General features: G+C 59.2%; 13 protein-coding genes. All 13 read left to right on the top strand.

Annotation, left to right across the window (positions count from 1 at the left end; genetic code table 11):
* Positions 1-2: 2 nt before the first annotated feature.
* The 13 genes from tkt to AFIC_RS13110 all read left to right on the top strand — a co-directional run bounded on the left by tkt (position 3) and on the right by AFIC_RS13110 (position 14,384).
* Entirely contained in the window at positions 3-2,021 is a 2,019-nt protein-coding gene (tkt, locus tag AFIC_RS13170; protein ID WP_275246682.1) for a transketolase, read from the top strand.
* The gene (gene gap / locus AFIC_RS13165) at positions 2,021-3,028 is read left to right on the top strand and encodes a type I glyceraldehyde-3-phosphate dehydrogenase (protein ID WP_275246681.1); all 1,008 of its coding nucleotides are present in this window, start codon (positions 2,021-2,023) and stop codon (positions 3,026-3,028) included. The genes tkt and gap overlap by 1 nt, the downstream gene beginning before the upstream one ends.
* The gene (locus AFIC_RS13160; RefSeq protein ID WP_275246680.1) at positions 3,028-4,236 is read left to right on the top strand and encodes a phosphoglycerate kinase; all 1,209 of its coding nucleotides are present in this window, start codon (positions 3,028-3,030) and stop codon (positions 4,234-4,236) included. Before gap ends, AFIC_RS13160 begins: the two co-directional genes overlap by 1 nt.
* On the top strand, positions 4,237-5,319 hold the full coding sequence (gene fba / locus AFIC_RS13155) for a class II fructose-bisphosphate aldolase (protein ID WP_275246679.1): 1,083 nt from the start codon (positions 4,237-4,239) through the stop codon (positions 5,317-5,319).
* Between the two features lie 30 nt (positions 5,320-5,349).
* A complete protein-coding gene (locus tag AFIC_RS13150; protein ID WP_275246678.1) occupies positions 5,350-6,810 on the top strand; it encodes a form I ribulose bisphosphate carboxylase large subunit in 1,461 nt (486 codons plus the stop codon).
* Positions 6,811-6,822: 12 nt separating this feature from the next.
* Positions 6,823-7,242, top strand: coding sequence for a ribulose bisphosphate carboxylase small subunit (locus AFIC_RS13145; protein WP_275246677.1), 420 nt, complete (start codon positions 6,823-6,825; stop codon positions 7,240-7,242).
* A 148-nt stretch (positions 7,243-7,390) separates the two neighbouring features.
* Entirely contained in the window at positions 7,391-8,323 is a 933-nt protein-coding gene (gene cbbX / locus AFIC_RS13140; protein ID WP_275246676.1) for a CbbX protein, read from the top strand.
* Between the two features lie 30 nt (positions 8,324-8,353).
* Positions 8,354-9,043 carry a ribulose-phosphate 3-epimerase gene (gene rpe, locus AFIC_RS13135; protein ID WP_275246675.1) on the top strand — a complete coding sequence of 230 codons (690 nt, stop codon included), beginning with the start codon at positions 8,354-8,356 and terminating at the stop codon, positions 9,041-9,043.
* A 34-nt stretch (positions 9,044-9,077) separates the two neighbouring features.
* Complete coding sequence (locus AFIC_RS13130) at positions 9,078-9,737, top strand: HAD-IA family hydrolase (RefSeq protein WP_275246674.1); 660 nt, start codon at positions 9,078-9,080, stop codon at positions 9,735-9,737.
* Positions 9,738-10,352: 615 nt separating this feature from the next.
* Entirely contained in the window at positions 10,353-11,426 is a 1,074-nt protein-coding gene (locus AFIC_RS13125; protein ID WP_275246673.1) for a putative sugar O-methyltransferase, read from the top strand.
* Positions 11,427-11,545: 119 nt separating this feature from the next.
* A complete protein-coding gene (locus AFIC_RS13120) occupies positions 11,546-12,301 on the top strand; it encodes a class I SAM-dependent methyltransferase (RefSeq protein ID WP_275246672.1) in 756 nt (251 codons plus the stop codon).
* Positions 12,302-12,581: 280 nt separating this feature from the next.
* Entirely contained in the window at positions 12,582-13,709 is a 1,128-nt protein-coding gene (locus AFIC_RS13115) for a DegT/DnrJ/EryC1/StrS family aminotransferase (RefSeq protein ID WP_275246671.1), read from the top strand.
* Positions 13,710-14,384: an acetyltransferase gene (locus AFIC_RS13110; RefSeq protein WP_275246670.1), complete on the top strand. Its 675-nt coding sequence runs from the start codon at positions 13,710-13,712 to the stop codon at positions 14,382-14,384. It abuts the gene before it with no gap.
* Positions 14,385-14,478: the final 94 nt, after the last annotated feature.

Genomic DNA, 14,478 nt, shown 5'->3' with positions numbered 1-14,478 from the left:
CGATGAGCGTCCAGCTTCAATCGAAGGCCACGCAGGCCGCCAGCCAGGCCGATCTCGCGAATGCGATCCGCTTTCTTGCGATCGACGCCGTCGAGAAAGCCGCATCGGGTCACCCCGGAATGCCGATGGGCATGGCGGATGTCGCGGCCGTGCTGTTCTCGCGGTTTCTCAAGTTCGATGCATCCGATCCGAATTGGCCGGATCGCGACCGCTTCATTCTTTCCGCGGGCCACGGCTCGATGCTGCTGTATGCGATCCTGCATCTCACGGGCTATGCGGACGTGACGCTGGATGAGATCAAGGCTTTCCGGCAATGGGGATCGAAGACGCCGGGCCACCCGGAATACGGCCACACTTCCGGCGTCGAGATGACGACGGGACCGCTGGGGCAGGGTCTGGCGACGGCGGTCGGGTTCTCGCTTGCCGAGCGGCTTGCGAATGCCCGGCATGGCGATGCTCTTGTCGATCACTATACTTATGTCATCGCGGGTGATGGCTGTCTGATGGAAGGCATCAGCCAGGAAGCGATCTCGCTTGCCGGGCATCTGAAACTCAGCAAGCTCATTGTCCTGTTCGACGACAATCAGATTTCGATCGACGGCGCGACGAGTCTGTCCACCTCGGATGACCAGCTTGCGCGCTTCAGGGCTTCGGGATGGTCGGTTCGCCGCATCGATGGCCACAACCCCGACGAGATCGCGACCGCGATTGAGGAGGAGCGCCAGACGGGCCGTCCGTCGCTGATCGCATGCCGCACGATCATCGGTTACGGCGCGCCCGAACGGCAAGGCACGGAGAAGGCGCATGGCGCGCCGCTTGGCGCGGCACAGATCGCCGCCGCGCGTGAGGTTCTGAAATGGCCGCACGCTCCGTTTGAAATTCCGAATGCCGTTCTTTCCGCATGGCGTGCGATCGGCGCGCGCGGGCACGCAGAGCGCATGGCATGGGCGGATCGCTGCCGCCAGCAGGGAGCGAATGTTCCCAAAGCGCTTGAAGGCGAGACGGAAATACCCGCGACCTATCGGAAAGCCGTCGATGCGCTGCGGAGCCGCTTTGCCGCCGAGCGTCCGAACATTGCAAGCCGGCAGGCATCGCAACAGGTGCTGGACGCCATCGCGCCCGCGCTTCCGGCCCTGATCGGCGGGTCGGCCGACCTCACGCACTCCAATCTCACCCACGCCAAGAGCCAGAAGTCCGTCGCCGCGGGCGCGTTTGACGGCAGCTACATTCACTACGGCATCCGCGAACACGGCATGGCAGCCGCGATGAACGGCATCGCGCTGCACGGCGGCTTCATTCCCTATGGCGGGACGTTCCTCAGCTTCGCCGACTATTCGCGCCCCGCGATCCGGCTGGCCGCGTTGATGGGAATTCGCGTCATTCATGTGATGACGCACGATTCGATCGGGCTTGGCGAGGATGGTCCGACCCATCAGCCGGTCGAGCATTTCGCCGCACTTCGCGCGATCCCCAATCTTCTGGTGTTCCGTCCGGCCGATGCGATCGAGACTCTCGAGTCCTGGCAATGCGCGGTGGATGCGCAGACCCGTCCGTCGGTGCTGTGCCTCTCGCGTCAGGCGCTGCCTGCATTCCGCGACGACGCCGACGGACAAAACAAGGTGGCCCTCGGCGCCTATGTCGTCACCGAGCCGCAGGGCGGACGCGACGTCACGCTGATTGCGACCGGATCGGAAGTCACGATCGCGCTGGAGGCGAGCCGCCTTCTGGCCGCGGAAAATATTCGGGCCGCGGTGGTTTCGGCGCCATGCTTCGAGCTGTTTCTGGAGCAGCCTGAAAAATATCGCGCGTCTGTTCTCGGCACCGCGCCCCGCATCGGAATCGAGGCGGCCATTCAGGGCGACTGGTCCCGCTGGGTCGGGGATACGGGCGAATTCATCGGCATGACCGGCTTTGGAGCCTCGGCTCCCGCGAGCGTGCTGTATCGCGAATTCAACATCACGCCGTCGGCGGTCGCGGATGCGGCGCGTCGCGCGATTGCGGGCAAGGGGAGAGGACACTGATGCCGGTTCGGGTAGCGATCAACGGATTTGGCCGGATTGGCCGCAACGTACTGCGTTCCATCGTCGAATCCGGACGGTCGGATATTGTTGTGGTCGCGGTCAACGATCTCGGTCCGGTCGAGACGAATGCGCATTTGCTTCGCTATGACTCCGTGCATGGCCGTTTTCCGGCCGAGGTGAAGGTCGATGGCGATTGCATCGTCGTCAATGGCCAGAAGATCAGGGCGACGGCGATCAAGGACCCCGCACAGCTTCCGCACAAGGAGCTCGGTGTCGATGTCGCGATGGAGTGCACCGGAATTTTCACGTCGAAGGAGAAGGCTTCCGCGCATCTGACCGCCGGTGCGAAGCGCGTTCTCGTCTCGGCGCCCGCTGACGGCAGCGACATCACGATCGTTTACGGTGTCAATGACCGGCTTCTCGACAGGAAGCATATGGTCGTTTCCAACGCCTCCTGCACGACGAACTGCCTCGCCCCGGTCGCCAAGGTGCTCAACGACGCCTTCGGCATCGAGAAGGGCTTCATGACGACGATCCATTCCTATACGGGCGACCAGCCGACGCTCGACACCATGCACAAGGATCAATATCGCGCTCGCGGCGCGGCTCTGTCGCAGATTCCGACTTCGACCGGCGCGGCCAAGGCGGTCGGCCTCGTGTTGCCTGAGTTGAAGGGGAAGCTCGATGGCGTCGCGATCCGGGTGCCGACCCCGAACGTCTCGGTGGTCGATTTCAAATTCGTCGCCAAGCGCAAGACCACGATCGACGAGGTCAACGCGGCGATCCAGGCCGCGGCCGCTGGTCCGCTCAAGGGCATCCTGACCTGCACGGATGAGAAACTCGTCTCGTCCGACCTCAACCACGATCCGCATTCCTCGACCGTGGCGCTCGACCAGACCAAGGTGATCGAGGGCGACCTCGTGCGCGTGATGTCCTGGTACGACAACGAATGGGGTTTCTCGAACCGCATGAGCGACACCGCTGCCGCGCTGGGAGCTCTGGTGTAATGGCCGATCTTCGCACCCTCGATGGTCTCGACCTCGCCGGCAAGCGGGTTGTCGTGCGGGCCGATCTCAACGTTCCGATGAACCGCGGGATGGTCTCGGACGATACGCGGATCAGGTGTCTGGTCCCGACGCTGAATGAGTTGGCGGAGAAGGGTGCCTCCGTGGTCGTGCTGTCCCATTTCGGACGGCCGGATGGAAAGCCCGTCGCGGAATTTTCGCTGGAACCCCTGCGCGGGCCGCTGGAAGCGCTCGCGGGACGTCCGGTGCGGTTCGTGTCAACGGATTGGACGGATTCCGTCCCTGTTTCGCGGTTTGGCCGGATTGGCGAGATCGTCCTCATGGAGAACACCCGTTTTCATCCGGGCGAGGAAGCCAATGATCCCGCTTTCGCGCGCAGGCTGGCCAATCTTGGGGATATTTTCGTCAACGATGCGTTCTCGGTGTCCCACCGCGCGCACGCCTCGACCGAGGGAATTGCGCGGCTGCTTCCGTCCTATGCCGGACGTTGCATGGAGGCGGAGCTTGCCGCTCTCGACAAGGCTCTTGGAAATCCGATCCGTCCGATCGGCGCGGTGATCGGCGGCGCCAAGATCTCGACCAAGCTCGCGATCCTGGAAAACCTCGTCAAGCGCACGGATATCCTCGTCGTTGGCGGCGGCATGGCGAACACGTTGCTGTACGCCGGGGGCAAGGAGATCGGCCGTTCGATCTGCGAGCCTCAGCTTTGCCCGGTCGCGGAACGGATATTGCAGCAGGCGAGCGAGCATGGCTGCACCATCGTGCTGCCGACGGATGTTGTCATTGCCGACAAGTTCGCGCCGGGCGCGGCCCATGCGACGGTGAACGTCGATGACGTTCCCGCGGATTCCATGATCCTCGATATCGGTCCCGACACGGTGGCGGCCGTCGCCGAGAAATTTTCGCGGCTCAAGACGCTCTTGTGGAATGGCCCGCTGGGCGCGTTCGAGGTCGAGCCTTTCGGTAAGGGCACGTTCGCCCTGGCGAACGCGGCTGCGCGGCTCACCCAGACCAAGGAGCTTCTGACCGTGGCGGGTGGCGGTGACACGCTCGCGGCGCTCAGCGCATCGGGTGCGATAGATGATTTCAGCTATGTGTCGGCGGCAGGCGGCGCGTTCCTCGAATGGCTGGAAGGGCGCGAGCTTCCCGGCGTCGAGGTCCTGAGAACGAATTCTGGAACGGAGGTTTAAATGGCGCGCATTACCCTGAGGCAATTGCTGGATCACGCCGCCGAGCATGGATACGGCGTGCCGGCTTTCAACATCAATAACATGGAGCAGGGCCTGGCGATCATGGAGGCGGCGGCCGCCGTCGATGCGCCGGTCATCATGCAAGCGTCGCGCGGCGCGCGCAGCTATGCCAACGATATCATGCTGTCGAAGATGATCGATGCGCTGGAGGAGATGTATCCGCAGATCCCGCTCTGCATGCATCAGGACCACGGCAACGAGGAAGCGACCTGCGCGACCGCGATCAAGTACGGCTTCACGTCGGTGATGATGGACGGTTCGCTCAAGGCTGACGGCAAGACGGCGGCGGACTACGATTATAATGTCGGCATCACCCGCCGCGTCGTCGATATCGCGCACTGGATCGGCGCTTCGGTCGAAGGCGAACTCGGCGTGCTCGGTTCGCTGGAGCACGGCGGCGGCGAACAGGAAGACGGCCACGGCGTCGAGGGCGAGATCAGCCACGACCAGCTGCTGACCGATCCGGATCAGGCGGTGGACTTCGTCCGCGCCACCAAGGTCGATGCGCTGGCGATCGCGATGGGCACGTCCCATGGAGCCTATAAGTTCACGCGCAAGCCGGACGGCGACATCCTCGCGATGAACGTGGTGGAGGAAATCCACCGCCGTCTGCCGAACACGCATCTGGTCATGCACGGCTCGTCGTCGGTGCCGCAGCCATTGCAGGATCTATTCAACCAGTTCGGCGGCGAGATGCCGCAGACGTGGGGCGTTCCGGTCGAGGAGATCGTTCGCGGCATCAAGCACGGCGTGCGGAAGGTCAATATCGACACCGATTGCCGGCTCGCGATGGCTGCTGTTTTCCGCAAGGTCGCGACGCAGACACGAAGTGAATTTGATCCGAGGAAATTCCTCAAGCCGGCCATGGACGCGATGCGCGACCTGTGCCGCGAGCGTTTCGAACAATTCGGAACGGCGGGTCATGCATCGAAGATCAAGGTCATTCCGTTGGCGGAAATGGCCCGGCGGTATCGCGCAGGCGTGCTCGACCCGCAAATTGGAAGCGTAAACGCGGCTGCTTGATCAATTCGCCAGATATCAGGAGGACTGAAAATGAATGACCAATCAATGACCGTTCGCGGTAAGGACCGCTACAAATCCGGGGTCATGGAATACAAGCGTATGGGCTATTGGGAGCCCGACTATGTGCCCAAGGACACCGACGTGATCGCGCTGTTCCGCGTCACGCCGCAGGACGGTGTCGATCCGACGGAAGCCTGCGCGGCGGTGGCGGGCGAATCCTCCACGGCGACGTGGACCGTGGTGTGGACCGACCGCCTGACGGCGGCGGAGAAGTATCGCGCCAAATGCTATCGCGTCGATCCGGTGCCGAACTCGCCGGGCAGCTACTTCGCTTATATCGCCTACGACCTCGATCTGTTCGAGCCCGGTTCGATCTCGAACCTCACCGCATCGATCATCGGCAACGTGTTCGGCTTCAAGCCGCTGAAGGCGCTGCGTCTGGAAGACATGCGGCTTCCTGTGGCCTACGTGAAGACCTTCCAGGGTCCCGCGACCGGCATCGTCGTCGAGCGCGAGCGTCTCGACAAGTTCGGCCGTCCGCTGCTCGGCGCCACGGTCAAGCCGAAGCTCGGCCTGTCCGGCCGCAACTACGGCCGCGTCGTCTATGAGGCGCTGAAGGGCGGACTCGATTTCACCAAGGACGACGAGAACATCAACTCGCAGCCCTTCATGCATTGGCGTGAGCGCTTCCTCTACTGCATGGAAGCTGTCAACCGCGCGCAGGCCGCCACCGGCGAGATCAAGGGGACGTATTTGAACGTCACCGCGGCGACGATGGAAGACATGTACGAGCGTGCCGATTTTGCGCGCGAGCTCGGCTCGAACATCGTCATGATCGACCTCGTGATCGGTTACACCGCGATCCAGTCGATGGCGAAATGGGCGCGCCGCAACGACATGATCCTGCATCTGCATCGTGCCGGACACTCGACCTATACGCGCCAGCGCCTGCACGGCGTCTCGTTCCGCGTCATCGCGAAATGGATGCGGCTGGCGGGCGTGGATCACATCCATGCCGGTACGGTCGTCGGCAAGCTCGAAGGCGATCCGAACACCACGCGCGGCTATTACGATATCTGCCGCGAGGATTACAATCCGCTGTGCCTGGAGCATGGCGTGTTCTTCGATCAGAACTGGGCCAGCCTCAACAAGATGATGCCGGTGGCGTCGGGCGGCATTCATGCCGGTCAGATGCATCAGTTGCTGGATCTGCTCGGCGAGGACGTCGTGCTGCAATTCGGTGGCGGCACCATCGGCCATCCGCGCGGCATCCAGGCCGGTGCAACCGCGAACCGCGTCGCGCTCGAGGCCATGATCCTCGCCCGCAACGAGGGACGGGACTACGTGCACGAGGGTCCGGAAATTCTGGCGAAGGCGGCGCAGACCTGCACCCCGCTGCGCGAAGCGCTGGAGGTCTGGAAGGACGTGACCTTCAACTATCAATCAACCGACGCGCCGGATTTCGTGACGACCCCGAGCGTCGCGGTTTAACAGGAGGGACATATGCGTATCACTCAAGGTTGTTTTTCGTTTCTTCCTGATCTGACCGACGACCAGATCAAGAGCCAGGTTCAGTATTGCCTCGAGAAGGGCTGGGCGGTGAACATCGAGTTCACCGACGACCCGCACCCCCGCAACACCTATTGGGAAATGTGGGGACTGCCGATGTTCGACCTGCGCGATGCCGCCGGCATCATGAAGGAGCTCGCCGATTGCCGCCGCGTCTATGGCGATCGCTACATCCGCGTCTGCGGATTCGATTCCAGCCACGGCTGGGAGTCGGTGCGGATTTCCTTCATCGTCAACCGCCCGGCGGAGGAGCCCGGTTTCGGCTTGCAGCGGCAGGAGGCACAGGGGCGCAACATGCGTTACTCGACCTACTCCTACGCGGCGAACCGTCCGGAAGGCGCGCGTTACTCGTGATGACACGTTTCCGACATACCGGATGACATCAGGGTAGTGTCGGATGACTTGCTCCGTCGTCGCGAGGAGGGCGACGGAGCATTTTTTTGAACGAATGACAATGACAGGTGCGAGCCGTGCGGCGGCACCGTAATGGATGGTGAACCACGTGAACTCCAGCGCCCCATCAGCATCGAGCACCGATCATGCCGTGCAGGAGCCGCCGGTTTCGTCGGTCGATCTGCGTCAGGAATTTGAAGCGGTCGATATCGAATCCATCCTGTCTCAGCTCGATCGCGAACTGATCGGGCTTGTGCCGGTGAAAACCCGGATTCGCGAAATCGCATCGCTGCTTCTGGTGGAGCGTATCCGTCGCAAGATGGCGCTGGCGACGACTTTCCCGACCCTGCACATGTCCTTCACCGGTAATCCGGGAACGGGCAAGACGACGGTGGCGCTGCGGATGGCGGGCATTCTGCACCGGCTCGGCTTCGTGCGGCGCGGCCACGTCATCAACGTCACGCGCGACGATCTCGTCGGGCAGTACATCGGCCATACCGCGCCGAAGACCAAGGAAATCCTGAAGAAAGCGATGGGCGGCGTGCTGTTCATCGACGAGGCTTATTATCTCTATCGCCCCGAGAACGAACGCGACTATGGCCAGGAGGCCATCGAAATCCTGTTGCAGATCATGGAATCGCAGCGGGAGGATCTGGTCGTGATCCTTGCGGGCTATGGCGACCGGATGGAAAAATTTTTCGAGAGCAATCCCGGCTTCCGATCTCGTATCGCCCATCATATTGATTTCCCGGATTATACCGATCCGGAATTGCTCGCGATCGCGGAGTTGATGCTGGCGGAGCAGAGCTATCGCTTCTCGCCCCCGGCGCGCGATGCGTTCGTGCGCTACATTGCGGCGCGCAAGACGCAGCCATTGTTCTCCAACGCGCGCTCGATCCGGAATGCGCTGGACCGGGTCCGGTTGCGTCAGGCCAACCGGCTGGTGGCCGATCTCGACCGCGTCCTGACCAGCGAGGATGTGATGACGATCGACGCCGGAGACGTGACCGCGAGCCGGGTTTTTTCCAATGCCGCGGAATAGCCGCGGCCGGGAAAGGGAGAATCCATAGTCATGTCGAATCCGGTTCTGATCGCACCCTCCATTCTGTCGGCGGATTTTGCGCGCCTCGGCGAAGAGATCGAGGCGATCGACGCCGCGGGCGCGGACTGGATCCATTGCGACGTGATGGACGGGCATTTCGTGCCGAACATCAGCTTCGGCCCCGATGTCATCAAGGCCGTCCGCTCGCGGTCGAAGAAGATTTTCGACGTTCATTTGATGATCGCGCCGGTGGACGCCTATCTCGAGGCTTTCGCCAAGGCGGGGGCCGACATCATCACGATCCACGCGGAGGCGGGGCCGCATCTGGACAGGTCGTTGCAGTTGATCCGCTCGCTTGGCAAGCGCGCCGGCGTGACCATCTGTCCGGCGACCCCGGAAAATATCATCGAGCAGGTCCTCGATCGTGTCGATCTCATTCTGGTCATGACCGTGAATCCGGGATTCGGCGGCCAGTCGTTTATCCGTTCGCAGCTTGAGAAGATTCGGCGGATACGCGCCATGATCGGCGACAGGCCGATCCGGCTGGAAGTGGATGGCGGAGTCAATCCCGAGACGGCCGCTCTTGCCGCATCCGCCGGAGCGGATGTTCTGGTCGCGGGATCGGCGGTATTCGGCGGCAGAACGATTGAATCTTATCGCGCAAATATATCCGCCATCAGGGCGGCGGCAACCGGCGCAATCGGAGGAACCCATGCCTAGAGCCAAACGGACGTCAAACTGGCCGTCCGCGGTTGTGTTCGATCTTGATGGCACACTCGTCGATAGCGCAGGAGATATCGCCAGTGCGATCAACGAGCTTCTTGCGTCCGAAGGGCACGCTCCTTTTTCCCTGGAGGATGTCATCCGTTTCATCGGTGATGGCATCACGGCGCTGGTTCAGCGGGCTTTTATGGCAAGAGACGTGGTGCTGGGGGCTGACGAACTGCCGGTCCGTGTCGCACAGTTCAAGAAGCTATATGAATCGCGCGCGACCGATCTCACGCGTCCTTATTCCGGAGTTCCGGAGCTGATTTCCAATCTGCGCAAGCGCGGGATCGCGGTTGGAATATGCACCAACAAGGAAGAAGGTCTGGCGCAGAAAATCGTCGATGCGTTGGGGCTCAGCAGCCAGTTGGATGTGGTCGTCGGAGCGCGGCCGAACCGGCCAGCCAAGCCATCTCCGGTCTCATTGCTGGAAACGGTTGCCAGCCTTGGCGCGTCCCGTGAGGAAGCAATCATGGTGGGCGATAGTGCGATCGATATGCGCTGCGCCCAATATGCCGGCATCCCGTTTATCGGCGTCACCTTCGGCTACAGCAACCCGCCGATGTCCGAACTCAGCGCGGATGTGGCTATCGAGAGCTATCAGGATTTCGATGCGGCTTGTGATTTCCTGCGCGACCAGCAGGCGTGAAGGACTCCAGCGCGCCTTGATTTGCTCGCCTGTGCACCAAATGGCGGGGCGGCGATTTGATGGGCGCGGGGGATAGAATAAGCCGCGCTTCTGCGCGGCTTTCGCCAGTGCATGCCAGCCGGTCACTCCAAACGCTGGGTGTGAAGTATGAAATCATGCCGCGCCGCGTTGGTTTGAAGTCGGGCTCGATGTGGCTTCAGGCGGCCCACGGATTCCATCTCTGTGCGGGGCCGATCCCGGAACTGCCCATAGGTGCTGAAATCCGGGCCGGCAATTGGCTTCTCAAATAGCCGTTTAAGTCATCAGCCCCGATTTGCCCGGCTGCCGGAGAGATGGTGACATTTGAAATGTCGAATCACGGGGTGTACGTCCGGCTTGGCGCATGATGCCCGAGAATTCCGCCCCGATGCAACAAAGACTCAGGCATTATCCGGCATCAAGCCGCCTCACCGGAAAATTCCAGTAAGCCTCTTGTTGCCGCGCAGTCGAAATGCAGCAATTCCGGGTTGAAAGCCCCGCCGAGGGGTGTTTAGAGAGATTGATAGCCCTATTTACTGCCGTCCGGGAGATCCGCATTTGCTTCATCGACTGTCACATAATCTCACGGCGTACAGGTTGCCGAATACGTTTGAGTTCAGGGTTGATGATCCCGGTGAGGACCAGGCGGAGATCGTCGATCGATTGATCGGCTACTATTCCTACATGAAGCAGGAGAGTCGACGCAGAGGGATTCCCAATATTCAGGGGATGTGGGCGCACTACATAAATATCTTTAAGGAATTTGATGCTGCATTGAGTGCCCGGAATGCGGCTGAAGTTTCTGAAACGCTTTCCAGAATATGCACAACCAAACTGGTTACCGGCTTTGCATCGTACCATAGTTATACATCGATCGCGCACGATCGACGTGCCACTATGTTTGAATCGTATCTCACAGTCGATCGGGTATTGAGTCTTGCCGAATCTCTGGGCGTGGCTAATCCCCAATGCCCCTTTCAGGGCCCCTCGGGATATTTCGAACTCGATTTGGAACGACTCTTTGAGGGTATCAGGCAGCGAGCATCTTTCGATATTTCTGCCCCGAAGGCGGGCGGCGGCGCCTTCGGTTTGCGTACGTCTGCGGGGATTATGTCGATATCCGAAATTCTGGCAATTTATGCAGCCGGGCGAGTGAGCTCGCTTTTACTCGATACCGATCAAAAAACGGTCTGTGAAATCGGCGGGGGGCTCGGCACGCTTGCGTTTTATATGGCCAAGGCCGGCGCCTCCTTCGTCACGGTGGCGGACTTGCCGATCGTGAGTATCATTCAAGGCTATTATTTGATGAAAAGCCTTGGGCCAGGCTTCGTACATCTGGCGGGCGAGGCTGGCTCCGGCACGGTAAGAATTATTCCCTATTGGGAGCTTGACGACCTTGCCGACAAATCAGTCTCGATATTCATTAATATAGACTCGATGCCTGAAATCGATGCCGATATTGCCCGGCACTACATTGAATTGATAAACACAAAAGGCCGCGACTTCTTTTTTAGCATCAATCACGAAACGAGGGTGAACAATCAGAATGTTGTTCAGGACCTGATCGAGGATGCAGGAGGGTTTCGGCGCATTCGCAGATCGCCACACTGGATGATCCGTGGCCACGTGGAAGAGGTGTACAAGATACGGGGCGGATCGCCCGACGAGTAGGGGCGCGTTCGTGTGATGCGATAGTGTCGCGCCTGTCTTTTGAATTTGCATAAAATGCAATGGGGCGGTGTCTCCAGGAAGGCCGCGCCCAGACGCGAAGGTGGGCAAGAGAGTCGTTCATGCCAAATAAAAAGCAGACGAAAACTGAACTTGTCGGGTTCGATGATTTCAAGCGAATGGCTGTCGATCCGAAGCTGTCTCGCTATGAAAAAATTGGCTTTCCTGATTCCTACCGGGCCGGAAAAGAAGATCGCATATTCGCTGACATTCTATCCAAGCTGGGCAATCTCAGCCTCTCTCAGAAGAGGGTGCTTGATATTGGTCCTGGCTGTAGCGGCCTGCCTAAGCTCATCATCGATCTCTGCGGCGAGCACAATCATGAGCTTTTGCTCGTCGATAGTTCCGAGATGCTGTCGTTGCTGCCAGATGCTGATTTTATTAAAAAGATCGCAGCCCGATATCCTGACTGCCCTTCTTTGTTTGAGGCATTTTCCGGGAAGATCGACGTACTGATCTGTTACAGCGTCCTGCATTATATTTTTGTGGAAATTGGATTTTATGGATTCCTGGATCTCTCGCTGTCGCTGCTTGCCCCGGGAGGGCAAATGCTGATCGGAGACATTCCCAATATTTCGAAACGGCACCGTTTTTTCTCCAGCGAAACGGGAATTCGTTTCCACCAGGCCTTTATGAAAACCGACGATCTTCCGCAGGTGACGTTTAACGAAATCAATTTCGACCAGATCGATGACGCGGTCATCATGTCGATCGTTCAGCGATCCCGCTCTCAAGGTTTTGACGCATACGTAGTTCCGCAGCCGGATGATTTGCCGATGGCCAATAGGCGAGAAGACATCGTCATAGTGCGGCCTTGAAATATTGCAGGTGTGAGCGCGTGGGGTCTTTAGATTGAATCCAATGTCGATCCCCGCGGCCTGCACACTGTTCCATAGTCTGCTGAGTCGTTTGTTGCTAGCTGGAGACGATCGGAGTTGCGCAGCTTCGAGTTTTATCTTATCGGGGTACCATGGACTTTCTTTACGAAACGGCGACTGTCGTTCGAAAGGTCGATCTCGCTAGCGAACGCCAGTCGCGGATATCAGTCGCCTCGACTTTGATCGTCAGGAACCGCTCCTTCGCCAAGGCGACAGAGCTGTGAGGATTCCGTTTCTCAACATTCACGCTGCTTACGTCGAGCTTCAACCGCAAATTAATGCGGCCTTCGAAAGAGTGGCGCAGTCCGGGTCATACGTACTTGGATCAGAAGTCGAGGCGTTTGAGGCCGAGTTTGCAGACTATTGCGGGGCTTCCCATGCTGTTGGCGTGGCGAGCGGGCTCGATGCCCTGCATCTTTCCATGCGAGCATTAGGTATCGGCCCCGGCGACGAGGTGATCGTGCCTTCGAACGCTTACATCGCGACCTGGCTCAGCATTACTCGCGCGGGAGCTCGGCCTGTACCTGTTGAGCCGAACGCCGCCACTTATAATATCGACGTGGACCTCATCGAGGCTGCGATCACCTCAAGAACAAAGGCTATCGTCGCCTTGCATCTTTACGGCCAGCCGGCCGACCTCGACCCCATTCTCGGCATTGCAAAGAGACACGGCCTCTATGTCGTGGAAGATGCCGCTCAAGCGCACGGAGCAACTTATCGGGAGAGACGTATCGGGGCTCACGGGCATGTTGTTGCCTGGAGTTTCTATCCAAGCAAGAATCTCGGAGCGATGGGTGATGCGGGCGCAGTTACAACCGATGATCCAACGCTCGCTGAGAAAATCCGCATTCTTCGAAACTACGGCTCCAAAGTCCGGTATTTGAATGAAGTGTGTGGCTTTAACAGTCGTCTGGACCCAATGCAGGCGGCGATCTTGCGGGCAAAATTACATAAGCTGAACGAGTGGAATGCCAGGCGTGCGGCTCACGCCAGCACCTATCTTCGCTTGCTACAGGGCGAAAACCAGTTCGTTTTACCGCGCGTACTCGAATGCTGCGCACCGGCGTGGCATATCTTCGCTGTTCGTCATCACAAGAGAGACGAGCTTCGTTCGGCTTTGTTGGAGCACGGTATCGAAACTCTCATACACTATCCGGTGCCGCCTCACAGGCAAGACGCTTATCGCGGAGAATGGGAGGCTGGCAGTTTCCCGATTGCCTCGATGCTTGCAGACGAAGTCCTTAGTTTGCCAATCGGTCCCCACATGACCAATGATGCGGTCGAGACTGTCTGTAGCGTTCTCAAATCAGTGACGAAATCTCTGCACTCGCCTGTTTTGGAAAAGTAGATGAAGAAAACACGCAAGCTTGTGATCGTCGGAGACAGCGCATTTGCCGAAATCGCGCTCGAGTACTTCGAGGTGGACAGCACTTACTCCCCCGTCGCGTTCGCGGTTGAATCGGAATATTTGAAGCGGGATTCGCTTAATGGCGTTCCAGTTGTGCCGTTCGAAACCTTAAGCAGCACTCATCCTCCATCGGAATACGATGTTTATGTCGCGATCGTTTATTCTCAGTTGAACCGGCTGCGAACCAGATTGGCCTTATCTGCCAAGGCCTCGGGATATCGGCTTGCGAGTTACGTAAGCTCGCGGTCTTTTGTTTGGCGGAATGTCCAGTTGGGCGAGCACGTTTTTATATTCGAGGATAATACGGTCCAGCCATTCTCTGCGATTGGCGACAATGTTGTGCTGTGGAGCGGAAATCATATAGGTCATCATTCAAAGGTTTTGAACAATGCTTTTATTTCGTCGCATGTGGTCGTTTCAGGCTTTTGCACGATCGGGGAAAATTGCTTCCTGGGCGTGAACAGTGCGATAGGAAATAATGTTGAAGTCGGGGAGGATTGCTGGATCGGTCCCGGCGTTTCGATCACCAGGAATGTTCCAAAGGATTCTATAGTCCGGGCCCCGGAGCACGAGATCGCAAAAATTGGTGCTCGTAGATTCTTCAAGGTCAAGTAGGCATTCAAGGTGACGCGATGAAGTGGAGGAGTCTTGGGTTAGTTTGGGGGCCGGACCCTAAATATCATTGGCAGAAAACCCATGCGACGCTCGC

Source organism: [Pseudomonas] carboxydohydrogena, from assembly GCF_029030725.1.
In the GTDB taxonomy this organism is placed as follows: Bacteria; Pseudomonadota; Alphaproteobacteria; order Rhizobiales; family Xanthobacteraceae; genus Afipia; species Afipia carboxydohydrogena.
The sequence above is the reverse complement of the archived record's forward strand: the minus strand, read 5'-3'. Positions and strand labels throughout refer to the sequence as shown.